The 22,314-nt window shown below is 60.8% G+C and carries 20 protein-coding genes and 2 tRNA genes; 8 read left to right on the forward strand and 14 right to left on the reverse strand.

All coding sequences use genetic code 11. The features are described from left to right. Positions 1-20: 20 nt before the first annotated feature. From CHB73_RS00310 to CHB73_RS00320, 3 genes are all read right to left on the reverse strand, one after another. Complete coding sequence (locus tag CHB73_RS00310; protein ID WP_089270912.1) at positions 21-488, reverse strand: cytochrome c3 family protein; 468 nt, start codon at positions 486-488, stop codon at positions 21-23. Between the two features lie 95 nt (positions 489-583). Then, positions 584-1,651 (reverse strand): phosphotransacetylase family protein, encoded by a 1,068-nt coding sequence (locus CHB73_RS00315; RefSeq protein ID WP_089270914.1) that lies wholly within the window; start codon positions 1,649-1,651, stop codon positions 584-586. 46 nt (positions 1,652-1,697) lie between these two features. Then, positions 1,698-3,800 carry an acetate--CoA ligase family protein gene (locus tag CHB73_RS00320; RefSeq protein WP_089270916.1) on the reverse strand — a complete coding sequence of 701 codons (2,103 nt, stop codon included), beginning with the start codon at positions 3,798-3,800 and terminating at the stop codon, positions 1,698-1,700. A gap of 192 nt (positions 3,801-3,992) precedes the next feature. Between CHB73_RS00320 and mobA the strand changes: the two genes are divergently transcribed. From mobA to CHB73_RS00340, 4 genes are all read left to right on the forward strand, one after another. Then, positions 3,993-4,664, forward strand: coding sequence for a molybdenum cofactor guanylyltransferase (gene mobA, locus CHB73_RS00325; protein WP_089270918.1), 672 nt, complete (start codon positions 3,993-3,995; stop codon positions 4,662-4,664). Beyond that, positions 4,661-5,902 (forward strand): molybdopterin molybdotransferase MoeA, encoded by a 1,242-nt coding sequence (locus CHB73_RS00330; protein ID WP_089270920.1) that lies wholly within the window; start codon positions 4,661-4,663, stop codon positions 5,900-5,902. Before mobA ends, CHB73_RS00330 begins: the two co-directional genes overlap by 4 nt. Positions 5,903-5,964: 62 nt before the next feature. Next, positions 5,965-6,040 (forward strand) — tRNA-Thr (locus tag CHB73_RS00335). A 414-nt stretch (positions 6,041-6,454) separates the two neighbouring features. Next, positions 6,455-7,642 (forward strand): EAL and HDOD domain-containing protein, encoded by a 1,188-nt coding sequence (locus CHB73_RS00340; protein WP_179216825.1) that lies wholly within the window; start codon positions 6,455-6,457, stop codon positions 7,640-7,642. On the opposite strand, the gene CHB73_RS00345 is transcribed toward CHB73_RS00340, so the two are convergent. From CHB73_RS00345 to CHB73_RS00370, 6 genes are all read right to left on the reverse strand, one after another. Beyond that, positions 7,626-8,750: an Hpt domain-containing protein gene (locus CHB73_RS00345; protein WP_089270924.1), complete on the reverse strand. Its 1,125-nt coding sequence runs from the start codon at positions 8,748-8,750 to the stop codon at positions 7,626-7,628. The two genes, CHB73_RS00340 and CHB73_RS00345, sit on opposite strands and share 17 nt — an antisense overlap. Further along, positions 8,747-9,493, reverse strand: coding sequence for an ATP-binding protein (locus CHB73_RS00350; protein ID WP_089270926.1), 747 nt, complete (start codon positions 9,491-9,493; stop codon positions 8,747-8,749). The genes CHB73_RS00345 and CHB73_RS00350 overlap by 4 nt, the downstream gene beginning before the upstream one ends. Continuing rightward, positions 9,490-10,671: a PP2C family protein-serine/threonine phosphatase gene (locus CHB73_RS00355; RefSeq protein WP_089270928.1), complete on the reverse strand. Its 1,182-nt coding sequence runs from the start codon at positions 10,669-10,671 to the stop codon at positions 9,490-9,492. Before CHB73_RS00355 ends, CHB73_RS00350 begins: the two co-directional genes overlap by 4 nt. A 58-nt stretch (positions 10,672-10,729) precedes the next feature. Beyond that, positions 10,730-11,737 carry an inorganic phosphate transporter gene (locus CHB73_RS00360; RefSeq protein ID WP_089270930.1) on the reverse strand — a complete coding sequence of 336 codons (1,008 nt, stop codon included), beginning with the start codon at positions 11,735-11,737 and terminating at the stop codon, positions 10,730-10,732. Further along, positions 11,730-12,359, reverse strand: coding sequence for a DUF47 domain-containing protein (locus tag CHB73_RS00365; protein ID WP_089270932.1), 630 nt, complete (start codon positions 12,357-12,359; stop codon positions 11,730-11,732). The genes CHB73_RS00360 and CHB73_RS00365 overlap by 8 nt, the downstream gene beginning before the upstream one ends. Positions 12,360-12,656: 297 nt before the next feature. Continuing rightward, a tRNA-Lys gene (locus tag CHB73_RS00370) sits at positions 12,657-12,732 on the reverse strand. A 171-nt stretch (positions 12,733-12,903) separates the two neighbouring features. On the opposite strand from CHB73_RS00370, the gene CHB73_RS00375 reads away from it, so the two are divergent. Together CHB73_RS00375 and CHB73_RS00380 are read left to right on the forward strand one after the other, a co-directional pair. Continuing rightward, the gene (locus tag CHB73_RS00375) at positions 12,904-14,700 is read left to right on the forward strand and encodes a protein-disulfide reductase DsbD family protein (RefSeq protein ID WP_179216827.1); all 1,797 of its coding nucleotides are present in this window, start codon (positions 12,904-12,906) and stop codon (positions 14,698-14,700) included. Between the two features lie 11 nt (positions 14,701-14,711). Continuing rightward, positions 14,712-15,896 carry an iron-containing alcohol dehydrogenase gene (locus tag CHB73_RS00380; protein ID WP_089270936.1) on the forward strand — a complete coding sequence of 395 codons (1,185 nt, stop codon included), beginning with the start codon at positions 14,712-14,714 and terminating at the stop codon, positions 15,894-15,896. Positions 15,897-16,055: 159 nt separating this feature from the next. Here the strand turns inward: CHB73_RS00380 and miaA are convergent, their stop codons facing one another. Genes miaA through CHB73_RS00400 form a run of 4 tightly spaced genes read right to left on the reverse strand, consistent with a single transcriptional unit; the run spans position 16,056 to position 19,728 of the window. Continuing rightward, positions 16,056-16,979 carry a tRNA (adenosine(37)-N6)-dimethylallyltransferase MiaA gene (gene miaA / locus CHB73_RS00385; protein WP_089270939.1) on the reverse strand — a complete coding sequence of 308 codons (924 nt, stop codon included), beginning with the start codon at positions 16,977-16,979 and terminating at the stop codon, positions 16,056-16,058. Beyond that, entirely contained in the window at positions 16,976-17,491 is a 516-nt protein-coding gene (gene coaD, locus CHB73_RS00390) for a pantetheine-phosphate adenylyltransferase (RefSeq protein WP_089270941.1), read from the reverse strand. Before coaD ends, miaA begins: the two co-directional genes overlap by 4 nt. Further along, on the reverse strand, positions 17,437-18,036 hold the full coding sequence (gene rsmD / locus CHB73_RS00395) for a 16S rRNA (guanine(966)-N(2))-methyltransferase RsmD (RefSeq protein ID WP_089270943.1): 600 nt from the start codon (positions 18,034-18,036) through the stop codon (positions 17,437-17,439). Before rsmD ends, coaD begins: the two co-directional genes overlap by 55 nt. Next, a complete protein-coding gene (locus tag CHB73_RS00400; protein WP_089270945.1) occupies positions 18,037-19,728 on the reverse strand; it encodes an MBL fold metallo-hydrolase RNA specificity domain-containing protein in 1,692 nt (563 codons plus the stop codon). It lies immediately after the preceding gene. A gap of 167 nt (positions 19,729-19,895) precedes the next feature. On the opposite strand from CHB73_RS00400, the gene CHB73_RS00405 reads away from it, so the two are divergent. Next, the gene (locus tag CHB73_RS00405; RefSeq protein WP_089270947.1) at positions 19,896-20,552 is read left to right on the forward strand and encodes an LOG family protein; all 657 of its coding nucleotides are present in this window, start codon (positions 19,896-19,898) and stop codon (positions 20,550-20,552) included. Between the two features lie 4 nt (positions 20,553-20,556). Further along, a complete protein-coding gene (locus CHB73_RS00410; protein WP_235641449.1) occupies positions 20,557-21,450 on the forward strand; it encodes a DMT family transporter in 894 nt (297 codons plus the stop codon). Here the strand turns inward: CHB73_RS00410 and CHB73_RS00415 are convergent. Beyond that, positions 21,447-22,289, reverse strand: a complete 843-nt coding sequence (locus tag CHB73_RS00415; protein ID WP_089270949.1) for a rhodanese-like domain-containing protein — start codon at positions 22,287-22,289, stop codon at positions 21,447-21,449. The two genes, CHB73_RS00410 and CHB73_RS00415, sit on opposite strands and share 4 nt — an antisense overlap. Positions 22,290-22,314 lie beyond the last annotated feature (25 nt).

The raw sequence follows: 22,314 nt of genomic DNA on the forward strand, positions 1-22,314 counted from the left end.
AGCGCATCGCCACCGGCGCTTCAGCTTCCGTGGCATCCCGCGCAGTCGAGCGGCCCCTTCTTCTTCGCCTTATGGCAGCCCTGGCACGTGGCGTGCGAGACGAGCATCTGCGAAGGCAATGGGCTGTTGGCCTCGGGCCGAGCCAGATGGCAGTCGGTGCAGCGGCGCAAGGGCCCTGCCCGCTTCACGGAGCGCCTGCCTCGTTCCAGGCTGTGGTGGCACGCGGCGCAGCGTTTCTGGAGCTTGGCCTTGGCGTTGTGTTCGTCATGACGAAAACGCATGGACTCGACCGTCGCCGAAGGGGCGGCGTCTTGAGCGGCGAGGCCGTCCGGCAGCGCTCCGGGCTGCTGCGAGGGGGATGCCTGCTCAGCACTGGCGGCGTCTGCCGCCTCCTGTTGCTGGGCAGGACTTGTCGCCGCGACGCCAAGGGCGAACAGCAAGCAAAAAACAGATGTGATGATCTTCTTGTACCTTGAGAATCCGGGCATTGCGTCTCCTTGGATGGGACTGTGTTCCAGGCGGCGCCCCAACTGGGGCGGGCTGACGCGCGAGCCTTGCGTCGAATGGGCCGTTGCGAATGGGATTAATCCAGGCCCAACCGTTCCCGCAGCCGTTCGAAATCCAGGGCGCTCGCCACAAGGTTGACGCCGTGGTTGACCTTGATCATGTCGCGCAGCTTGTGCCGGGACAGGATATTCTCCATTTTCTTGGCTACGGAGAAGGTGTCCTCGCGAACCATGATGATCGGCGTCTGGAGCACCTCGGACCGGGTGAGAATGATGTCGTTGGGGTGCAGATTTCCGGTAAGGATGAGACAAGGACAGCTGCCCTCAAGGGCCACGAGTTGCACGTCGGACCTGTCGCCGCCGACGATGATGGCGGAATTCTTGTGGCGTACGAAATGCGCCAGGAAGTTTTCCACCTGCATGGTGCCGATAAGGAAATTCTCCACCACGCGATCGGCCTTGTGGTGGGCGCTGATGACCTTGCCGCCAAGGCGCTCGGCCAAGTCGCTGACCTTGATGGCGCTCATGATGGGATCTGATGCGATGACACCGAGCACGGGAACATTCTTGCGGCGCAGGAACGGAACGAGCAACTCGTCCACCTCTGCCCGGTAATGCTCAGGAATGTCGTTTAGGACCACACCAGCCAGATCCTGGCCGAGGGCCTCTCTGCAGCGCAGCAGATAATCGTATTTGAGCTCGTCGCGGTAGCGATCGACGATCAGCGCCCTGGCTCCCAGCGCACGGCACACGCTGACGCCATCAAGCCCGCAGTAGGTGCCGGAGCCCAGGAAATTTCCCGACCCGGCGACGATCATGACGTCCTTTCCCTGGGAGAGTTCGGCATACGCCTCGGCGATGCCGGGCATGAGGTCGCCGATGTCCTCGCTGAAGGCGCGCCGGGTGAACTCGCGTGTCACCACAACCGGGGTCACCAGGGATGGGTTTTGCTTGAGGCCCAGCACTTCCTGAAGAAACATGGCGTCTTCGTCGCCGGGCTGTCCATCCTCGCGGCGTGGAACGGCGCCAACGGGCTTCATGTAGCCGACCTTGAGCCCAAGCTTCTTGAACCGCAGGCCAAGGGTCATGGCCATGAGGTTCTTGCCCGAATAGCCCGTGGTTGAGCCTATGTACACGCCGACCATGAAATCCTCCTCGTGCTGAAAGCGGCGTGGCCGCGGCTGGGGACGGTCATGTGCGGAAGGTGAACCGGGCCTCCGCAACCAGGGCCCCTTCATGGTTCACAAGCACAGGGTTCAACTCCGCCTCGAAGACCTGCGGAAAATCCTGGGCCATGGCGGCCAAGGCGAGCAACACGTCCTCAAGGGCGCGCAGATTCGCGGCAGGGTGGCCCCCAACGCCTTTCAACAGCAGGTACGAGCGGATCGAGCGGATCATGCCAAAAGCCTCGTCGCGACTCAAGGGGGTCAGGTGGTGGGAAACATCATGCAAAATTTCGGTGTGTATGCCGCCAAGACCGAACATGAGCAGCGGGCCGAACTGTTCGTCACGCCGCATGGAAACGACGGCTTCCACCGAATCCGCAGGGGCCATGGCCTGTACGAGACAGCCGGTGATTGGCGTTTCCGGGCTGATGCGCCCCAGATGGGCCGTCAACCGGCTGAACGCGAGACGGACTGCGTCATCGCCTTCGAGGTTCAAGGCGACGGCGCCCAGGTCGCGCCGGTGGGACATTTGCGGCGAATAGGCTTTCAAAGCGACAGGACCGCCGATGCTGCGCGCGAATCCAATGGCCTCAGCTCCGCATCTGGCCAAGTGCGTCAGTGGGACGCGTACGCCATAGGCCGAAACCAGGGCGCGGGCCTCGAAGTCCGCAAGCTCCACCCTGCCCTGCTTCTCCGCCAACTCAACCAGGGTGCGCGCCTGGGCCAGTTCCCGCCTGGGGGGTTCGTACACGGGAACAGGTTTTTGCCGCCACTGGGAATAGGCGTACATGGCCTCGATGCTGCGCAGCGCTGGTTCCGGAAACGCGTAGCACGGCAAACCGGCCTGGCGCAGTATCTCGCGTCCGACGCTGCCGTGTGCGCGCCCAAGCAGACAGGTGAGCACCGGCTTTGGCGAACGATGAGCCACCTGGGCAATGGCTGTGGCCGTCGCCTCAATCTCCACCATGGCTGTTGGGGCGATAAGCAGCAGCACAGCATGGGTAAGCGGATCGTCCAAAACGGCCTCAAGACTTTTCCGATACCGCTCCGCCCCGGCGTCCCCGATGATGTCCACGGGATTATAGACCGAAGCATAGGGCGGCAGGCAGCCTTGCAGGCGCTGCACGGTTTCCGGCGAAAGCCGCGCCATGTGCAGGCTGGTGCGTTCGCAGGCATCGGCCGCAAGAATGCCGGGCCCGCCAGCGTTGGACAGGACCGCGACGTTGGGCCCCCGCGGCAGGGGAAGAGTGGCGAAGGCCTCGGCAAGAAGGAAAAGCGATTCCAGGTCCGGCGCACGAACAATGCCACTTTGCCGGAACGCCGCGGCGCAGGCATCATCCGAACCGGCAATCGCCCCGGTATGCGAACTGGCCGCCTTGGCCCCGGCATTGGTGGAACCCGCCTTAAGCATGATGACCGGTTTTTTTCGGCTTACCTCACGAGCGGTGCGGACAAATTCCTCCCCACCGTCGATATTCTCCATGTACCCGACGATGACCTTGGACGACTGGTCGGATCCCAAATGAGGAAGCAACGAGGTTTCGTTCAACACGGCCTTGTTGCCCAGGCTGATGAACTTGGAAAACCCGAAGCCTTCATCGGCGGCCCAATCGAGAATCGCCTGGCACAAGGCCCCGGACTGTGAGCAAAAGGCGACGGCCCCGGCATTGGGTCGAGAGGCGGAAAAGCTCGCGTTGACACCGTGGGATGCGTTCATCATGCCAAGGCTGTTCGGGCCGAGCAGCGCAATGCCATGATTGTGCGCCAGCAAGGCCAGCTTGCGCTCTAGAACATGCCCTTCGCGCCCGGCTTCGCGGAAGCCCGCGCTGATGACGATGGCCGACTTGAGACCCCGCTCGGCTAGCGTTTCAAAAGCCGGAAGCACAATATCGCGCGGCACGGCGAAAATGGCGAGATCGATGCCGCCGGGCAACTCCTCAACGGAGCGGACAGCCGGAAGTCCGAGTATGGTTCCCCCCTTGGGATTGACCGGGTACAATCGGCCTTTGAAACCGGACGCGACCATGTTGGCGACAACGGCGTTGCCGACCTTTCCGGACGATGCCGAAGCCCCGATGACCGCAACGGTTTTGGGAGAAAAAAACGCCTGCAGGGCTTTTGAGTCCACACCTAGCTCCACGTTAAGGCCGGAACGGAAGTTCGCGCGCTTCGACAGCCGATGGGACGCGGTTCTTCTTACGCCTGGATACACGTCTCCGCGTCCGGCCTCAAGGGTTCGCAAGCCCGCAAGGCGATCTTTGTACGCAAAAATTGCGCTGCATGTGTTGCCCAAACGCGCGGCATCACATATGGAACCAAAATGAAATGTTCAGAACGCGCTCCTCGCCCAGCCCAGCTCAGCGCCGCCATTCTGGTTGGAGGCGCCGCCACGCGTATGGGCGGCGCGGCCAAGGCCCTGCTCACGGTCCAGGGACGGCCCATACTGGACTGGCTCATTGACGTTCTGGCTCCCAGGTTTTGCGAGTTGCTCCTGGTCGCCAAGGAAGCCGGACCTTATCGGACGCTCTGCGACCGGCCCGGCTCCGGTTTGCGATTGGCGCTGGACGTCCTGCCGGGCCGCAGCTCGCTTACAGGCATCCATGCAGCCCTGGAACATGCTTCGTGCAGCCATGTGTTTCTCACGGCGGGCGACACGCCGTTGTTGCGGCCGCAGCTCGTGGATGCGCTGCTGGAGCACCTGCGTCCCGAGGACGACGTTGTGCTTCCCCTGAAGCCGGACGGCTACTTCGAACCTCTGTGCGCCCTGTATTCCCGCCGTTGCCTGCCGCATATCGCCGCGCAACTCGCCTGCGGAGACCACAAAATCATCCGTTTTTTCGACAAGGTTCACGTGAATCCCCTGCCGCTGGACCACCTGCTCAGGGCCGATCCCGATCTGTGTTCCTTCCGTAACGCCAATACCCCTGACGAACTGCGCTCTTTGCGCGCTTTGGCAGCCGAAATCAGCCATTCACAGGAGACTCTTCCGTGACGCAGCCCCCGATTAGCCGAGATCTCGCCCTGGAGCGGATCAGGCATCACATCCAAGAACATCAGACCAATCCGGTCGAACTGCCGCTGTTCGAAAGTCTCGGCCTTGTCTGCGGGCAGGATCTCTTCGCCGTTCACGCCACCCCGGCAGAGCCCAGAAGCACCGTGGACGGTTTCGCCTTCGCCAGCCAGTCCATACGAATGGCAACGCCGGACACCCCCATCACGTTGTCCGTATCCGGTCAGATACGTCCTAGCACAAAATCTCCCGCTGCGTTGGATTCTGGCTGCGCGGTGCAGATTCTGACCGGTGGGCCGCTGCCTCCGGGCGCGGACTGTGTGGTCCCGGCAGAAGATGCCCGCATTCAGGAAGGTGCCCTGGTATTCGAACGTCCATTGGGAGCGCGTGAGCATGTCCGCGCTGTTGGCAGCGACCTGAAGGCAGGCACACGCATTATCCGCCGTGGCGAAGAGCTGAACGCGCAGGCCCTTGCCGCTCTTGCGGTGTCTGGCTCGCAAACCGCCAAGGCCTACCGGCCTCCCCAGGTGCTGGCGCTGGCCTTGGGCAACGAGCTTGATCCTCCCAGCGTTGAAGCCGCTCCGGGCCAGACGTCGGCCGACAACCTGTTGCTTGTCGCAGGGGCGCTGCTGCAACGTGGCGTACCCGATGTGACTGCTGAAGTGTGCCCCAACGATCTGGAGCGAATCAGCAACAGGCTTGGTCAGGGCACATACCAGTGCATCGTCACCACGGGCGGCACAGGACCGGGACAACGGGACTTCATCCGCAAGGCGGCTTCCGATGCCGGATTCCATCCCTTGTTCGATGGCCTGGCCCTGACGCCTGGAAAGAGCATGTTCGTCGCCGTACGGGGAGCGACCCTGCTCTTCGCGCTTCCCGGAACCCCCTGGGCGGTGTTCTCGCTCACGCAGGCCATTGTGCTACCCTCCATATGCTGGCTGCGCGGCCGCACCTTGCCGACGCCAAGCCCCATCCTGGCCAAGCCGATGCTGCCACTGCAGTCTCCGCCGCTTGGCTGGGAAAGATTGGTGCCCTGCACGGTCTCGGCGCTTGGAGCGGAACTGCAGGCGCATCCGCTGCTTGACCGGTCCCGCGAGGCTCGGCTGGACATGCTTGAGGCGCAAGGACTCCTCATCGTTACGGATACCACCGACGCCAATGAGCTGTTGCGCATGATCCCCATATGGGAAAATCGCCGAGGGCACCGCCTGGGCTGAGGCTGTTGCGGTTTTTCTTGACCCCCGCACGCGCCTTGTATACAAATTCGCGTCTCGAGTCGGCCAGCGTAGCTCAGCTGGCAGAGCAGCTGATTCGTAATCAGCAGGTCCGGGGTTCGATTCCCCGCGCTGGCTCCAGACCACCCCCTCTCCACGCGAAGGCACCACGTAGCCCAAAAGGAAATTCCTGGCGTTGCCGGATTTCCTTTTTTTCGTTTGCGCGGGTCTCCTCTTCGGGCAGCCGCCCCAGACAACGTTCATCACGCCACCCGCAGTCTGGAGGGCATTGCGCAATGCCGACAATGGCCGAGCAGCAAGGCATCCGTCGCGGCACTCGTCCCAGTGTCCAAGAAACTGACTCGAAATCGTTGCATTCCATATCTGCGGCATGTATGTATGGATATGCGTGGACACCAGTATTCGTTTCCTGGAACATGAGCAGACACTGGCGGTCGAAGCGAAATGGGACACAATACCTGCTCGGAGGAAACGGGCTTTCTCCTGACAAGGCAGCCGGTATTCGACCGCAGCCTTGAGCCGTGGGGATCGGCCATGCGCTTCGCCCTGCCTGGAAATGAAGGCCATCTGTTTTGCGACGAGACCAGCGCCAACATGCTGCTTGAAGCCTATCTTCCCCAGCGGGAAGATTCCACCTCGCGGATTTTGATAGGGTTTCCGGAAGAGGCGTTGCTCCAAGACATCCCTCGTTTGCTCTGGCCCGAGGGCGTGGTTCTGGAAGTAGATGAAAGCGCTGGATTTCGGCCCGGGATTGTTCAAGCCGTGGCCGAGCTAAAAAAGGTCGGCTTCGGCATCGCGATTTCTGATTTTCGCAACAGGCCAGGCTGCGGAGGGCTGAACGCCCTTGCGGAGATCATGGGGATCGACTGTGCGGATGGCGCAGAGAGCGATCACGGCAACCTTGAAGAGCGGATTCAGGCCGCCCATGGGCTTGGAGCAAAGGCCCTTGTGCGCGGCCTGACAAGCTGGACACCCATGCTCCAGGCCAGAATGGCCAACGCAGATTTTTTCCAGGGTTTTTTCTTCACCAGTATGCATTTGAAGCCCAGCAGCAGGCTTATTACCGCCACCCAGGTCTCGCGTTTGCGCCTCTTGGAGTGTCTGAGCCAGCCAGATGCCGACTTCAAGGCGCTTGCCCGCGTGGTTGAGGCCGATGCCGCCCTGACGTATCGCTTGTTGCTGTTTCTCAACTCCGCCAGCTTCGGCCTTGCGCGCAAGGTCACGTCCATAGAACAGGCAATCGTGCTTGCCGGTTGGCGCCCCCTTAAAAAGTGGCTGGAAATCGCCTTGCTTACCGATCTGTCTCCTTCGCCAAGGCACCAGGAACTCTGCCACTATGCGGCGCAGCGATCAATCTTCCTGCGCTGCATCGCCAAGACTGCTGGACTGGAGCAGCTTGCTCCCAGTCTCGCGCTCTTGGGGCTTCTTTCGTTCATTGAGCCGATTTTGGAGATGCCGCCTGAGCAGGCGCTGGTGAATATCCCCGTGAGCGAGGCCATCCGCATGGCCCTATGTGGCCAGAAAAGCCCATTGAGTCCATGGCTTGGGCTGGCCTACGCCATGGAGAACGCGCAGTGGGAGCTTGCGGCACGAGTGGGCGCAAGCGTCAAGCTGGCGTTGAGCGACCTTTCCAAATGCTATCTGGAATCCCTTACAGAGGCCGATGCGTTGTTTCGGCTGCTTCCTGCCCCAAAGACAAAGGCGTCTAATCCAGACGCCTGAGCGGCAGCAAAGCGCCTGATTCGGCTTGGGCGAAGCCGTGGCTTGCGCATATCCGGACAAGATCCTGTGGCAGCGGCGACACGGCGGCAAGCGCCCTGCCCCGGTTCTGAAAACTGCGCTTCGCGCAATGGAGAAGTTGAAAGAACAGCAGGTCCGCCCGAACTACAGCCGTCCAGTCGAGAAGGACGCCCTCACAATCGGCCATGCCAGCCTCCAAGGCATTGCGCAAATCCGTCAACACGGGCGGCGAGAGCGTCTCCGGCAGACATATTGTGGCCAGCTCCCCCGCTGGGCGCAGCGCCAGGGCTCCATAGCGCTTTTCATCCGCTCCCGGTTCACGGGAAATCAGTGCCAAGCTGCCGACATCCATATGCCGCACGCGATCGTGCGGAAGCTTCACCAGCCCTGCCACATACTGGGATTCGAGAATGCTGGCGAAAAGGACATAAAACGGGATGCTGTTTGTGAAGTCATCCAAATCGCCAACGGTACAGAAATCCACCTTGCAGTCCACTATGCGGCCGGTGTCGGTCAGGGCCTTCAGCACCTCAAGGGGCATTCTCCCCTTCCCGTGGATGTCGTGGATGAGGTCGAATTCAAGCAGGTAGATTTCGTTCCCTCCGGCGGCGGCTTGACGAAGACTTTCGGCGTCCACGTCAAAGGTCCCCCCTTTGCCGACAGCAAGGGCTGCAAAGCCTCCAGCGGGCATGACGGCGTCGTCCGGTTCGCCCACCAGGGCAAGGAGCTGTTCCACCTGGGGTGCGATGTCCAGATGTTCGCTCTCATGGATGTTGCCCACCAGGAAGCTCAACCGGTCAAAACCGTTGAGCAGGGCATCAAGCAGAGATCTGCTGGACCGCAACTCGCCGCTACGCATCTTGTGCAGTACGTTTTCCAACTTGTGGGCAAGGGCCTTGATGTTGTCAAAGCCGAGCATTCCGGCACCGCCCTTGATCGAATGGGCCAAACGGAACACGCCGTTGAGGAGTTCAGGGTCGCGGTCGTCCCCGGCGGCTTCGATGTCCAGGAGCGATGCTTCGATGCTTTCCAGATGTTCCCGGCAATCCTCCACGAAGCTTTGCGTAAGCTGCGACAGGTCATGGCTCATGTGGCGGCCTCCCGCTCCGTGCTGATGCTGAAGTGCTTATCCAGCCGCATAAGGGTGAGCAGTTGGTGGATGTCCGTGTTCACCCCGGTGAGGGCCAGCGCCCCACCCAGCTTGACGAGGGAGTTGTGCGTGGCCACAAGAAGGCCAATTCCCATGGAATCAAGATGCTCAACGCTGGAAAAATCGAGCACGATCCTCCGTGCGCCCTGCTGGATGCTTGCGCGGAAGCTCTCACGAAGGCCCGCGACTTCCTTGGCGGTAACGTTCGGCCCAAGTGCCATTTGAACCAAATCGAATGCAGTGTTGGACATGCCCTGATTCTCCATAGACAAACGTTTGATCATGGTCAGCACGTTGCCTTGGTCGTTGAAGAAAAATGAATCGGAATACTTGCTGATGATGAACAGGCCCCGCCCTTTCTCTTGCAAGGGGTCGGGGGGGCGCAACGCCGCTGTGCGCCAATCGAAACCGGGCCCCTGGTCCTGAATGCGAAGGGTCAACGCATCGGCGCTTCTGCACAGACGCACCCAGACGGTCCGGGCAGGATCGGATTCGCTGCCGTGCTGCACCGCGTTCATGATCCCCTCTCGGGCAAGCAACTCGACATCAAAAGCCAAGCCGCAGAGCCCTTGTTCAGCAAGATATTCATGAACGAGCGCAATGAAACGCTCTACTCCCTCCAGAGAGGCGGGCAATTCGCAGGCGACGCCGTCCTCCTCCTGCTGCGCAGGGCGTGCGGTCATACCTCCACCCCCAGGAGCACGATGTCGTCCTGTGGTTTTGCCTCCGTCGTCATGCCGCGAACCATGTTCCCCACAGCATCCCGAAGGGGGAACAGGACGTTTTGCAAGCACAGTTCGGCCAACGTGTCATGAAAACTGTCGCTTGTGACGTAACGCCCTGCATTCTCGGCCAACCCATCGGTATACAGATAGAATCGATCGCCTGATTGGGCGCGAGCGCTGCAATTCCCGAAATCGGCGTCAAGGAACAGCCCAAGCGGCGGACTTGAAACGCGTATGCTCGCCACCAGGCCGTTTTGCACCGCCATCGCCGGAGGATGCCCGGCCGAAGCCAGCATGTAGTGGCCCGCCGAGCGATCGACAAGCAGACACACTGCGGTCATGTAGACCTCCTCGCTGGTGATGGCGCAAAGGGTTGTGTTCATGCGGGAAAGCACATCCGCTGGGGTGGCGCTTGATATCGCGTGCTGGCGAAACAAGGCTTTGAGGGAAGGGGTGAGAAACGATGCGCTCAGGTCGTGTCCGCTCACGTCAGCCAAAAAATACACCGTGCGGCCGGACCCGGTATCCAGCACATCATAAAAGTCGCCTCCAGCCTCAAGCACGGTGAGGAACTGCACGGCAAACCGGGAATCAGGAAGGTCTTCCGGGCGGGGGAGCAAGGCTCGTTGCGCCTGCTGCACCTGCGCCAGACGTGAAGCCTGGCCGTCAATGACCTCGCGTTGGCGGGCCTGGAAGGCCATTTGCGCCTTTACCCTGGCCAGAACTTCAGCGGCCATGAATGGCTTGGTGATGTAGTCAACCGCGCCAATGCCCAATCCTTCGAGCTTTTCGGACATCTCGCCGAGGCCAGTGATGAACATGACCGGCAAATGTGACGTGGCCGGGTCGTGTTTCAGCTTGCGGCAGGTGTCGAAGCCGGACTCCCCTGGCATCATTACGTCCAGCAGAATCATGTCTGGCTGGCTGCTGCGCGCCAATTCAAGGCATTGTTCGCCGCTTGAGGCGCACTCGACATGATAGCCGGACTTGCCCAGCACACCTTTGAGCACCATGAGGTTCACAGGCTCATCATCCACAACAAGAATTTTTCCGGGGATGTCCGCATCAGCCATGATGACGCCGTGGCCCTCGCGTGGGTGGGGGTTCTCGGTCAACTCGCCGCTCGGCGCATTCATAACACAGAATGAGGCAAAAGGAACCGGCAAGTCAAACAGTCTGGCGCAAACGGGTGGGCTACGTCGTCCCCAATTGCCGCAGGGCCAAAAACACCAACGCGGCCACAAGCCCTGCCGCAGGGATGGTGATGATCCAGGCGATGACCATGTTCCCGGCCACACCCCAGCGCACGGCGGACAGACGCTTGCTTGCGCCGACCCCAAGCACGGATGTGGAGATGACATGCGTGGTGCTGATGGGCGCGCCCATGTGGCTGGCCGCAGTGATGACCATGGCGGCAGCGGTTTCCGCCGCACAGCCGTGAATCGGCTCCAGCTTGAAAATCTTGTGCCCCATGGTCTTGACGATCTTCCAGCCGCCGGTGGCGGTTCCAAGTCCCATGGCCATGGCGCAGGAAAGCTTGACCCAAAGCGGGACGTGGATCTCAGGTATTTCGTGTGAGAGAAACAAGGCCAAAGTGATGATGCCCATGGTTTTCTGGGCATCGTTTTGCCCGTGGCTGGTGGCCATGAAAGCCGAGGAGACGATTTGCAGTTTGCGGAATAGGGTGTTGACTTTGCGGGGTTTCGCCTTGTGGAACAGCCATGTCAGCAGGACCATGATGACGTATCCGCCCAGAAACCCCGCCATGGGCGAAAGCACAAGGGGCAGGATGACCTTCTTGAAGATCGAGGCGAAATTGAGTGCGTCGAAGCCGCTGTAAGCCGCCGCGGCTCCCATAAGGCCGCCGATGAGCGCATGGGAGGAGGAAGAGGGAAGCCCCAAATACCAAGTGAGAAGATTCCAGAAAATCGCACCGAACAGTGCTGCGAGTACAATGGTCTGGCAACCGGCGACGACTTCGGCGTTGACGATCCCGCTGCCGATTGTTCTCGCCACCTGCTCGCCCATGAGCGCTCCGGCGAGATTCAGCATGGCGGCCATTACGACGGCCATCTTGGGCGAAAGGACTTTGGTGGAGACAATGGTTGCGATGGCGTTGGCGGAATCGTGCGCGCCGTTGGTATAATCGAAAAAAAGCGCCAACGCGACAATGGCCACCAGCATCAAAGGCAGATCAGGCATTTTTCAGCACCACCCCTTCGATGATGTCGGCCAACCGTTCAGCCTGGTTCACGGCCTGCTCGATCCTGTCATAAATGTGGGTCCACTTGACGATCTCCATGACCGAATCAAACCCAGTGAGCTTGATGTCGTAGACTTCGCCCAAGGCCACAAGCAGCAGCATCTCGCATTCGTACTTGAGCGACTTCACTTTCTTTGCGTTCTCTTCGACGGGCTTGCGTTCCCGAAGGCGGTCAAGCATCCTTCCGCCCTCTTGAACCATGATGGCGAGGTTCATGACGAGCTTCTTGGCCGGGAATTTAACGGCGTGGAAGTCGTAGAGGCCGATGCGGGTGCTGATGGCCTTGATGAGGTTCAGCAGGTCTTCCTGGGCGATGTTGATGTTGTGGATGTCTTCGCGATCAATGGGGGTAATGAAGGTCAGGGACAGCTGCTGGGATATCCTTCGGGCGATGCCGTTTCCGGCTTCCTCGATGATGTTGATGGACTTGCACTTGTTCTCAACGTCTTCGAATTCTTGAAATATGCTGTTCAGCGCGGCCACGGCCTCGTTGAGTTTAAGAAACTGTTCCTGGAAGAGGTCAAAAAACTGGATTTCCTTAGGAAAAAAGCTGAACCCCATAGGCTCTCCTTACGGATGGCATCCTTCGCCGTGGCATCGGCGGAAACTCACGGCGGCGACATGCCGCCAAACCATTCAAGCATACTCCGAGGCTTCTCGTCTGCCAAGTCAAAAGCGACCATGGGCGGCGGACGCCAACCTTGACACTGGTCATCAAAATGCGCAGAACAGGCTATGCTGTCCAACCCATCTTCATGCGTGCATCATTGTGACCCTCTGGTGAAGGCGCCCCCCGTGCACGATGCATGTGGAAATAAAAAAAGCCGACCCAAGTTGGATCGGCTTTTGTGTCTTACGTGGTGGGTCACCAAGGAATCGAACCTTGAACCTCCGGATTAAGAGTCCGCTGCTCTACCAATTGAGCTAGTGACCCACGTTTGCGTTGCGTCGTTGTCGTCGTCAGCGCGAAAAGGGGTCTACGCAAACGGGCTTTCTTTGTCAACACGAAAAAATGCATTAGGCAAAAAAAATGTCACGGAAATTCCTAACATTTCTTGTAAGTATCATCATTTCAACATGTTGCACCAGCTTGACCGCTTCGGCCATGGAGCGGCACGGCGATTTGCCACTGGGCACGCAATGGACGGCCTTTGAACTCACGCCTGCGGAGCTGCAGCAGACGGGGCTCATGGGGCCGGGCCTGGTTGTGCTCTTTGTCGAGCCGGATCGAGGCTGGTACACGTACACGGACCAGCCAGGAGAGGACGCAAAGCCCACGCGCCTTCAGGCGAGCATGGAAACAAAGCCGCTGACGGTGCTGTATCCCCCTGGGGTCGCGAAGGAAAACCCGCTTCATGCCGGAAAGCAGGTCTTCACGTACATCGGTAGGACACCGCTGTTCGTGCCATTGCCGGTCTTGCCCCCATCCGGAGACACGCCCAGGCTGGCTGCGCAACTTGATCTGCTGCTATGCTCTCAGGACAAGTGCCTTCCCGTCCGCATCAAGCTGGAAAGCACACTGCCGGCCCCTCTGCTGCGCGATGCGGACAAACAGCCTTGGTGGCCGCAGCTGCTTGCCGCCGCAAAAATCGCAAGCACAAGCACGCGGAAGTCCACACAGCTCTCCGAAACCATGGGAAATCCGGACACAATGCCACGAACGGAGAGTTCGGCCTGGGCGGATCTGCGCCCTCGTTATTTCCAACCGGAGCTTGAGGTTTCGGGCCTTGTCAAGGCCGTGCTCCTGGGAGTTCTGGCTGGTTTCATACTGAACTTCATGCCGTGCGTGCTGCCCGTCATCAGCATCAAGCTTTCAGCGCTGCTCGCTGGGGGCGGCATTGAAGATGCCGCTCGGCGCAGAAGCGGTTTCAGGCGGCATAACCTTTTCTTCGCCTTCGGAATCATGCTGTATTTTCTATTCCTCGGCGGTCTCCTTGGCGTCACGGGGCTGGCCTGGGGGCAGATATTCCAGCAGGCCAACGTGGTCATGCTTTTGATCACCCTGGTTTTCATTCTCTCGCTGAGCCTTTTCGGCGTATTCAGTCTGCCGGTCATAGACCTGAAGTTCGGCCAACACGCAACCCATCCTAGACTCCAGGCCCTTTTCACCGGGCTTTTGGCGACGCTTTTGGCCACTCCCTGCAGCGGCCCCCTTCTCGGTGGCGTTCTGGGATGGACGCTCATGCAACCTGCATGGATCATCAGCAGCGTGCTTGCAGCCATTGGCGTGGGCATGGCGTTTCCCTACCTGCTCTTGAGCCTGTATCCCGACCTTGCACGCCTGTTTCCAAAACCTGGGTCATGGACTGGACACGTGGAAAAGGCCGTGGGCCTGTTTCTGGCCGGAACCTGCCTCTATCTGCTGTCGATCCTGCCAACGCCGCGGCTCATGCCAACCCTGGTTTTGCTGTGGTTCGCGGCCGTCGCCGGTTGGGCATGGGGGGTGGCCGGGCCTGGTTTCGACACCCTGCGGAACAGGAGCATCAAAATCGCGGCTCTGCTTTTTTTCGCTTTGGGCCTGTGGCTTGCCTTGCGGCCCCCTGAGACGAAGGCGCCTCTTGAGCCGTTCGCCACGGCGGCGTTGCGCGAACGCATGGGCCGACAGACCGTGCTTGTGGATTTCACGGCGGACTGGTGTCCCTCATGTAAGGCGCTGGAGCAAACGACCTTGACGCCGGAACGCCTTAGGGCCATGAAGAACCGTTTTGATTTGGCGCTTATGAAAGCCGACCTGACGCAGAGCAATCCCGATGCAGAAAGGCTTTTGGAGGCTCTTGGCAGCAAAAGCATTCCGCTTTTGGCTGTATTCCCCAAGAATGCCCCCAACGAGCCTTTGGTGCTGCGCGACCTGTTCACTCCGGCACAGTTGGAAGAAGCGCTTACGTCCACCGCACGTCAGTAAAGGAGCCCCCCATGTTGTCCTTCGCCTTCCATCTGCCCACCGCGCTGCTGTTCGGACCTGGAAAAATTGACGAAATCGAGACCAGCCCGCATATGCCCAAGGGGAAGAAAGCGCTCATCGTCATTGGCCAAAGCGGCAACATTCTGCGCCAGGGGTATCTTGCCCGTGTGCAGGGACTGCTCGGGGCAAGGGGCGTCAAAACAGTCGTCTTCGATGGGATTCGGGCCAATCCTCGCACCGAGGACGTGGATGCGGCAGCGGAACAGGCCCGGAGCATGGGGGTGGATTTCATCGTGGGTCTCGGCGGTGGAAGCGTCCTGGATTCGGCCAAGGCCATCGCCCTTGCAGCGACAAAGGAAGCTCCGTTCTGGGCCGGTTTCGCCGCACAGGTCTACGAGAATGTCTGCGCTCTGCCCATGGTGGCGATTCCCACAACGGCAGGCACCGGCAGCGAAGCCAACGGAGCCGCACTTATTTGCGGCGCGCCGGGAAAACGCGGCTTCATCCAGCCAGGATTTTTCCCAACCCTGGCCGTGGTCGACCCTCGACTCAGCGCATCCATGCCCGCAAGACTCACGGCTGTTACCGGCATGGACGCCTTTTTCCACGCCGTGGAATGCTTCCTTTCCACCGCGCGCCAACCCATGAGCGACATGCTCTGCCTGGAGGCCGCACATCTCGTCACCCGTTTTCTTCCCCAGGCCGTGGCCCAGGGCGACGACCTCAACGCCCGCACCGCCCTTGCCTGGGCCAGCACAGCGGCGGGAATGGCGCTGGCGCTTTCCTCCCCCATCTCTCAGCACGCCTTGGAGTATTCCTTCAGCGGCTCTGGGCGCGGTTCGGAGCACGGGGCCGGGCTTTCCGTGCTTTCGCGCCCGTACTTCAAGCGGTTTTTGCTGCTTGCACAACAGCAGGGGCAAGAGGACACGCTGGACCGGTTGTCGAATCTCTCAGTCGCCATGGGCTTCGGAGCTGATGATCAGCAAGGTCATCCCTTCCTGCTGGCGTTGGACGCCCTGCTCGAAGCCGTTGGTCTGTCCGAACTGCGCGCCGAGGATATGGGGTATTCAGCCGAGGAGATCCCGGCCTTTGTGGCTGCGGCCATGGCCCTCAAGGACGCCAGGAACTTTGCCAACACCCCCGTACGCATGGGGGAAGAGGACGTGCGCGGCATTTTCGAGGACGTGTTCAAATAGGAAGACAATGCCCGGCCGCACACATCGCGCCATCTCTTGACGCTGGCATTCCCGGTCATGGAAAAAGGAATTCCGGTCGGAGCATGGAGAGTGCGGCGACCTGGTCGGCCAGGGGCTGTTCGCCTTGCGGTCGATCACAATCAATGCCGGACGCAGAGGCTAGGGGTGCCCTTCCCAGCCCTCGGCCAACTCGTGCAGTCGGCTGAATCCCTCGTTGCGTACCCAGCGGACCCCGCCTTCCTTGGCGAACCAGGTGAGCTGACGCTTGGCGTAGGCACGGGTGTTCCGGAACCAAAGTCGACGAGCCTCGTCCAAATCCGTTTCGCCCAGCACATGCGCAAGCAATTCGGCGCACCCTATCCCCGAATAGCCTGGAGCGGAGCGATCGGGAGTGCGCAACCAGGCCTCGCGCAACTCGTTCAATGCGCCCCTTTCCAGCATGTTGCCGATGCGGAGGTTGAGGCGAGGTTCAAGTTCGCCAAGGGTGGCGGACACGCCGATTTTACGCAGCATCACGCCGGGTTCCGTGCTTTTCTGCTCCCGTATCCATTCGCTCAACGTACGGCCCGTGCCCAACAAAACCTCCAAGGCCCGTGCAATGCGCTGCGTGTCGTTCGGGTGCAGGCGCGAAGCGGTTTCCGGATCGGATTGGGCCAAATCCGCGTGCAAGGCGTTCGGCCCTTCGGCGTCCATCCTGGACAGAACCCAGGCGCGCACCTCCTGCGGAACAGGGGGAATGTCGGCCAAGCCGCGCTCCAAGGCCCGCACATACAGCCCTGTTCCCCCCACAAGCACAGGCACGCGTTTCTCCGCAAGGCATCGTGCTATCTCCTCCCGCGCCAACTCGGCAAAGCGGGCGGCGGTCATGGACTCTGCCGTGGGCAAAAAACCATAAAGCCTATGCGGACACGCGGCCTGTTCGTGCGCCTCGGGCTGGGCGGTGATAACGGGAAAATCGGCGTACAGCTGCCGCGAGTCAAAGTTGATCACCGTCACGGGCAGGCGCTCCGCCAGACATAAGGCCGCCTCGGTCTTGCCGGAGCCGGTAGGCCCAAGGATGCACAGGGCGCGCAGTGCGGTCATGACGCCTGCTGGCCGCGCAAGGCTTCATATTTTGCGGCAAGGCCGGTCAGCACCGGTTCCGACACCAGCCCCTTGACGTTGCCGCCGTGCAGGGCCACTTCCTTCACGATGGTGGAACTCAGGTACATCCACTTGTAGTCGGTCATAAGGAACACGGTCTGCACCTGTCGTGAAAGCCTGCGGTTCATGAGCGCCATCTGAAATTCGTACTCGAAATCGCTCACCGCGCGCAGACCACGCAAGATGGCCCCGGCTCCCCGCTTGGCCACGTACTCGATGAGCAGCCCGTCAAAGGGCTCGACAACGATGTTCGGCTCGTCGGCAAAGCTCCGCCGGGCCATGTCCACGCGTTCCTCAAGCGTGAAGCAGGTTTTTTTGGGCGTGCTCTTGGCGATGGCCAGCACAACGGTCTCAAACACGCGCAGACCTCGGTAGATGAGGCTCATGTGGCCGCGGGTCAGAGGATCGAAGGTTCCGGGGTAGACTGCGAGCCTTGGGTTGAATTCCGCCATAAGAGTATCCTCGTCTGCCCGTAGAGCCTGTCGGCCTGCGGGATGAGTTCAGCTGGAAGCCGGTCCGCGAAATCGCACCGGGCCTCCACTTCGGCGAGCACAAGTCCGCCTTCGGCGATCCAACCGCCGCGAACGGCCTTTTCCATGGCCGGAGGCAGAAGGTCAAGACCATACGGAGGGTCCACAAAGACGATATCGAATGGCGCAGGAGCTTCCCGTGCAAGGGCTTTCAGCAGGTCGGCGGCGAGAACGCGCGCCCGCGACGGCCTGACGCCAAGCTCAGCGAGCGTCGCCTTGATGGCCGAAACCGCGCGTGGGTTCTTGTCCAGAAACCAGGCTTCGTCCGCCCCACGGCTCAGGGCTTCCAGAGCCAGAGAGCCGCTGCCTGCGAAAAGATCAAGCACGCGGGATCCGGGCCACAGCACTCCCCTGGCCTCAAGCATGGAGAACACGGCCTGGCGCACCTTGGCCGTTGCCGGGCGGTAGCCAGGGCCCTCCACGGTGCGGATGCTTCTCCCGCCATACTCTCCTGATATGATACGCACTTACAACTCCGTAATCATTTCCACCATCTTTCTGTTCAAGTCCAAAACACGGTCGCGCAAGTCGGTCTGCGCCACCCAGGACTTTTCCTTGGCCGTCTCCATGCGCTTCTGGAATTCGGCGTACAGGTTCCTGGAATCCGCCAGCAGGTACTCCCAGTCGATTCTCGGAGCGGCCTTGGCCTCGTCCACCACGGGCACCATGACCTTGCCCGGAGCGAGGGTCAGCTCTTCAAGGTAGCTTGGGACATGGACATCCATGCCGATTGTGTCCTTGATTATGCCGGAAAGCGCGTTCAGCGCCTTCACTTCGCCGTGGATGAGGATGACCTTGGTGTCCTTGCCATCGAAGCTGCTGAGCCATTTGAGAATTTCTGACTGACCGGCGTGGGCGGAAAAGCCGCCGATGGTATAAATCTTCGCCGCAACGGAGATTTCCTCGCCGAAGATGGTGATGTGTTTGGCGCCGTCCACGATCTTGCGTCCGGGAGTTCCCTCGCCCTGATATCCGCAAAACACCACGCTGGCGCCCCTGCGCCAAAGGTTGTGGCGCAAGTGGTGGCGAATTCTGCCCGCATTGGCCATACCGCTGGCGGAGATGACGATGGCCGGGCCGGTCATGGTGTTGATGGCGCGAGACTCCTCGCTGGTGAGGCTGAAGCGCAGGTTGGGCAGGGAAAGGGGATCCTTGCCCGCGGAGATGAGCGCTTTGGCGTGCTCGTCGAAGTACTGGTGGTGCTGCCTGAAAATTTCCGTCGCCTGGATGGCCAGGGGGCTGTCCAGAAAAATGGGCATGTCGGCGGGGAGCTTGTTTTCCTCGCGCAGCAAAAAGAGGGTGTAGAGGATTTGCTGGGTGCGTTCCACGGCAAAGGCCGGGATGATGACCTTCTCGCGATTTTTATAGCTGTAGGCTATGGCCTGGGCCAATTCCTCACGGCTGGATTCCGAGGACTTGTGGTCGCGGTCGCCGTAGGTGGATTCAAGGAAGAGGTAGTCCGCCCGGCCGCCGGTGCTCGGATCGCGAAGAATGAGCTGGTCCGGGCGGCCCAGATCGCCGGAGAAAATGATTTTCGTGGGCTTGCCGTCCTCCACGTACTCCACCTCAACGAAGGCGGAGCCCAGAATGTGCCCGGCGTCGCGGTAGGTCACGCGAATGCCCGGGGCGGGTTCGAACGGGGTGTCGTACTGCACCGCGTGGATGAGCGGGAACGTGGCGGTGGCGTCCTCGGTGGTGTAGAGCGGCTGCTCCATCATAGCGGCGCGGCGCTCGACCGGTGGGAAATGCGTCGCCGGCACAGCCTTGCCACGACGCTCCATGGCGGGAGCCGATGGCGCCCCCCTGCCCTTGCGCTGGTTGCGGCGCATCCGCTGTTCCGCATCCATTTCCTGAATGTGCGCGCTGTCCAGAAGCAGAATCTTCATCAGGTCCATGGTGGGCGGGGTGGCGTAGATCTTGCCCTTGAATCCTGCCCCCACAAGGCGAGGCAGCAGGCCGATGTGATCGATGTGCGCATGGGTCACAAGGACGAAATCAAGGCTTGCGGGCCGGTAATTGTCCATGTTGAGGTTGCGTTTCTCGATCTCCTTGTTGCCCTGGTGCATTCCGCAGTCGATGCTGAAGCGGTGGCCGCCGGTCTCCAAAATGTAGCAGGAGCCGGTGACGGCCTGCGCGGCTCCGAGGAAATTGATCTTCATGTGCCCCCCGCGTTGGTGCATGGTTGTTCAGCTGGGCCGTGTACGCCTCTGTCCCGGCCTCTTTCGCTCGGGCCGGAATGCGTGTATTTGTTTTCATCCGGCGGATGCACATGTTAGCCGCACTCGGCTCGGCCTCGCAACCCCTATTACGCAAGCAGAGAGGAGCCATGCCCCATTCCAAGCAATATCTCATAGACGACCTGTCCATGCAGGAATCCTGGCGGCTGTTCAAGATTCTGTCGGAGATCGTCGACGGTTTCGAGACGCTGAACGACATCGGCCCCGCAGTGTCCCTGTTCGGATCCGCACGGGTAAAGCCTGGCGAACCCTGGTACGAACGCACCGTGGACCTCTCCCGTCAGCTCGTCGAGGCCGGCTTCACGGTCATCACCGGCGGCGGACCGGGGCTCATGGAGGCGGGCAACAAGGGCGCCTTCGAATCCGGCGGACGGTCTGTGGGCTTGCACATCCACTTGCCCCTTGAGCAGATGAACAACCAGTTTCTGAGCACGCGCTGCGACTTCCGCTACTTTTTCGTGCGCAAGCTCATGTTCATCAAATACGCCTTGGCTTATGTCGCCCTGCCAGGCGGCTTCGGCACCTTGGACGAGCTTTCCGAGGCCCTGGTGCTTATCCAGACCAAGCGCATCAAGGCTTTTCCCATCGTACTGCTCGGAACGGAATTCTGGGGGGGGCTGGTGGACTGGTTCCGCCACCGTCTGGTGACGGACGGCTACTGCAATGCCAAGGACCTGGATCTTTTCCTGCTTACGGATTCAAGCGAGGAAGCCGTGGCGCACATCAAGCGGCACGTGGTGCTCTAACCTCATGCCTGACGCCTCGCGGCAACGCCTGGCCTACATGTATGGCTTGGCCACTGTGCTCATTTGGAGCACCGTGGCCACGGCCTTCAAAATCGCGCTGCGCAGCCTGGAGCCCGTTCAATTGCTTCTCGTCGCGGATGCGGTCTCCATCGTCACCCTGTTCGGCCTCCTGGCCCTCACAGGGAAACTCGTGCTGCTGCGCTCGCTTTCCGCCGCCGACTTGCTGCGAAACTGCGTGCTTGGGGCGCTGAACCCATTCCTGTACTACCTTGTGCTGTTCAAGGCGTATTCGCTGCTGCCCGCGCAAGTGGCCCAGCCGCTCAACTACACCTGGGCAGTGACCCTGTCGATTTTGTCCGTGCCGCTACTTGGCCAGAAGCTGTCCCGCCGCGACTTAGCCGCCATCTGCATCAGTTATCTGGGCGTGGTCGCCCTGTCCGCCCAAGGGGAACTCGACGGGGTCGCGCTCGGCAATCCGCTGGGCATCCTGCTGGCCCTTGGCAGTACGATCATCTGGGCTCTGTATTGGATTGGCAACACCCGAAACAGCACAGACCCCATTCTGGCCCTGCTGGTGAACTTCGTCGCCGCACTGCCGCTGATCCTGGCCGCAACGCTCATCACATCCGGCCTGCCCGCCTGGGACAACCCCGGACTTGCTGCAGCAGCCTACGTGGGCGTGTTTGAAATGGGCGTCAGCTTCGTGCTGTGGCTCAAGGCCATGCGGCTGACGGACTCCACGGCACGCATCGGCAACCTGATTTTCCTGTCGCCCTTTCTGTCGCTCGCGTTCATCCACCTTATTCTGGGTGAGCGCATCCACCCCACAACCTATCTTGGCCTTGCCTTTATCCTGGCAGGGAACCTGATCGGGCGGAAAAAAACGGTGCCAGGCTAAAGGCGGCCGCGGTCGCTGACGAAATTCCCCAACACCTTCAAATGTGAGCGCTCCTCCTCGGCCAACAGCGTCAGTCTTGCGCGCAGTTCCGCGTCTGCTTCGGCCATGGAGCGGCGCATGTACAGATCAAGCGCCTGGGCCTCCACGGCCATGGCGAGTTCCATGGCCTCGGCGGAATCATCGGGGTCGCGCATGAGGCTCATATAGTCGTTGGCCGAAACGCCGCCTTCGAGCACGGTCGATGAGGCAAAGGCGCGTGCGCGGGCCTCAAAGGCGGTGACATCGGCGTCTTCTCCCTTGCTCGTCCGATAATGCGACCAGAGAAGGGATAGGACGCGGCGGTGCTTGTCCTCGAACCCAGCCAGACGCCGGAACACATCCGCACGTTCCGGATCTGCAGCTCTGCCAGCCAGTTCCAGGTACAGCGCCTCCAGCGCGAGCTCCATGGCCCAGGCGCGTTCAAGAAGCGCATCAACCGTGCGGACCGCTGCGAGGGACTGCATTCCAAGATCGGCGGGACCGCGCGCCACCCCGCCCTCCCATGCCAGGAAGCCTCCCGTAAGGCTCATGGGCTCGGCGAACCCTTGTCCTGCAAGGAGATTGGCCGCGGCGAGGCTGCGCACCCCGGAACGACAATAGACCAGAACAGGCAAACTGCGGTCCAACTCGTCAAGACGTTCGGAAAGCTCTGGAAGTGGAATGTGCCGCGCCCCCGGCAGATGCCCTTCGGCATACTCGAAGTCCTGGCGCACATCGAGAAGGGTGCGCTCGCCAAGACGCGCCGAGTCGAGAAAACTGCCTGCTTCATGCGGAGCGAGTTGACGGACTGTGGCGGTCATAGGGTGCTCCTATCCTCCCTTGCGG

This window comes from Humidesulfovibrio mexicanus (assembly GCF_900188225.1).
GTDB classification, from domain to species: Bacteria; Desulfobacterota; Desulfovibrionia; order Desulfovibrionales; family Desulfovibrionaceae; genus Humidesulfovibrio; species Humidesulfovibrio mexicanus.

What these genes read in the sequence shown, in the direction of transcription:
- CHB73_RS00310 (WP_089270912.1), bottom strand. Translation starts at nt 488, where the DNA reads ATGCCCGGATTCTCAAGGTACAAGAAGATCATCACATCTGTTTTTTGC.
- CHB73_RS00315 (WP_089270914.1), bottom strand. Translation starts at nt 1,651, where the DNA reads ATGGTCGGCGTGTACATAGGCTCAACCACGGGCTATTCGGGCAAGAAC.
- mobA (WP_089270918.1), top strand. Translation starts at nt 3,993, where the DNA reads ATGAAATGTTCAGAACGCGCTCCTCGCCCAGCCCAGCTCAGCGCCGCC.
- CHB73_RS00340 (WP_179216825.1), top strand. Translation starts at nt 6,455, where the DNA reads ATGCGCTTCGCCCTGCCTGGAAATGAAGGCCATCTGTTTTGCGACGAG.
- CHB73_RS00345 (WP_089270924.1), bottom strand. Translation starts at nt 8,750, where the DNA reads ATGAGCCATGACCTGTCGCAGCTTACGCAAAGCTTCGTGGAGGATTGC.
- CHB73_RS00350 (WP_089270926.1), bottom strand. Translation starts at nt 9,493, where the DNA reads ATGACCGCACGCCCTGCGCAGCAGGAGGAGGACGGCGTCGCCTGCGAA.
- CHB73_RS00355 (WP_089270928.1), bottom strand. Translation starts at nt 10,671, where the DNA reads ATGAATGCGCCGAGCGGCGAGTTGACCGAGAACCCCCACCCACGCGAG.
- CHB73_RS00360 (WP_089270930.1), bottom strand. Translation starts at nt 11,737, where the DNA reads ATGCCTGATCTGCCTTTGATGCTGGTGGCCATTGTCGCGTTGGCGCTT.
- CHB73_RS00365 (WP_089270932.1), bottom strand. Translation starts at nt 12,359, where the DNA reads ATGGGGTTCAGCTTTTTTCCTAAGGAAATCCAGTTTTTTGACCTCTTC.
- CHB73_RS00375 (WP_179216827.1), top strand. Translation starts at nt 12,904, where the DNA reads ATGGAGCGGCACGGCGATTTGCCACTGGGCACGCAATGGACGGCCTTT.
- CHB73_RS00380 (WP_089270936.1), top strand. Translation starts at nt 14,712, where the DNA reads ATGTTGTCCTTCGCCTTCCATCTGCCCACCGCGCTGCTGTTCGGACCT.
- miaA (WP_089270939.1), bottom strand. Translation starts at nt 16,979, where the DNA reads ATGACCGCACTGCGCGCCCTGTGCATCCTTGGGCCTACCGGCTCCGGC.
- coaD (WP_089270941.1), bottom strand. Translation starts at nt 17,491, where the DNA reads ATGGCGGAATTCAACCCAAGGCTCGCAGTCTACCCCGGAACCTTCGAT.
- CHB73_RS00400 (WP_089270945.1), bottom strand. Translation starts at nt 19,728, where the DNA reads ATGAAGATCAATTTCCTCGGAGCCGCGCAGGCCGTCACCGGCTCCTGC.
- CHB73_RS00405 (WP_089270947.1), top strand. Translation starts at nt 19,896, where the DNA reads ATGCCCCATTCCAAGCAATATCTCATAGACGACCTGTCCATGCAGGAA.
- CHB73_RS00410 (WP_235641449.1), top strand. Translation starts at nt 20,557, where the DNA reads ATGCCTGACGCCTCGCGGCAACGCCTGGCCTACATGTATGGCTTGGCC.
- CHB73_RS00415 (WP_089270949.1), bottom strand. Translation starts at nt 22,289, where the DNA reads ATGACCGCCACAGTCCGTCAACTCGCTCCGCATGAAGCAGGCAGTTTT.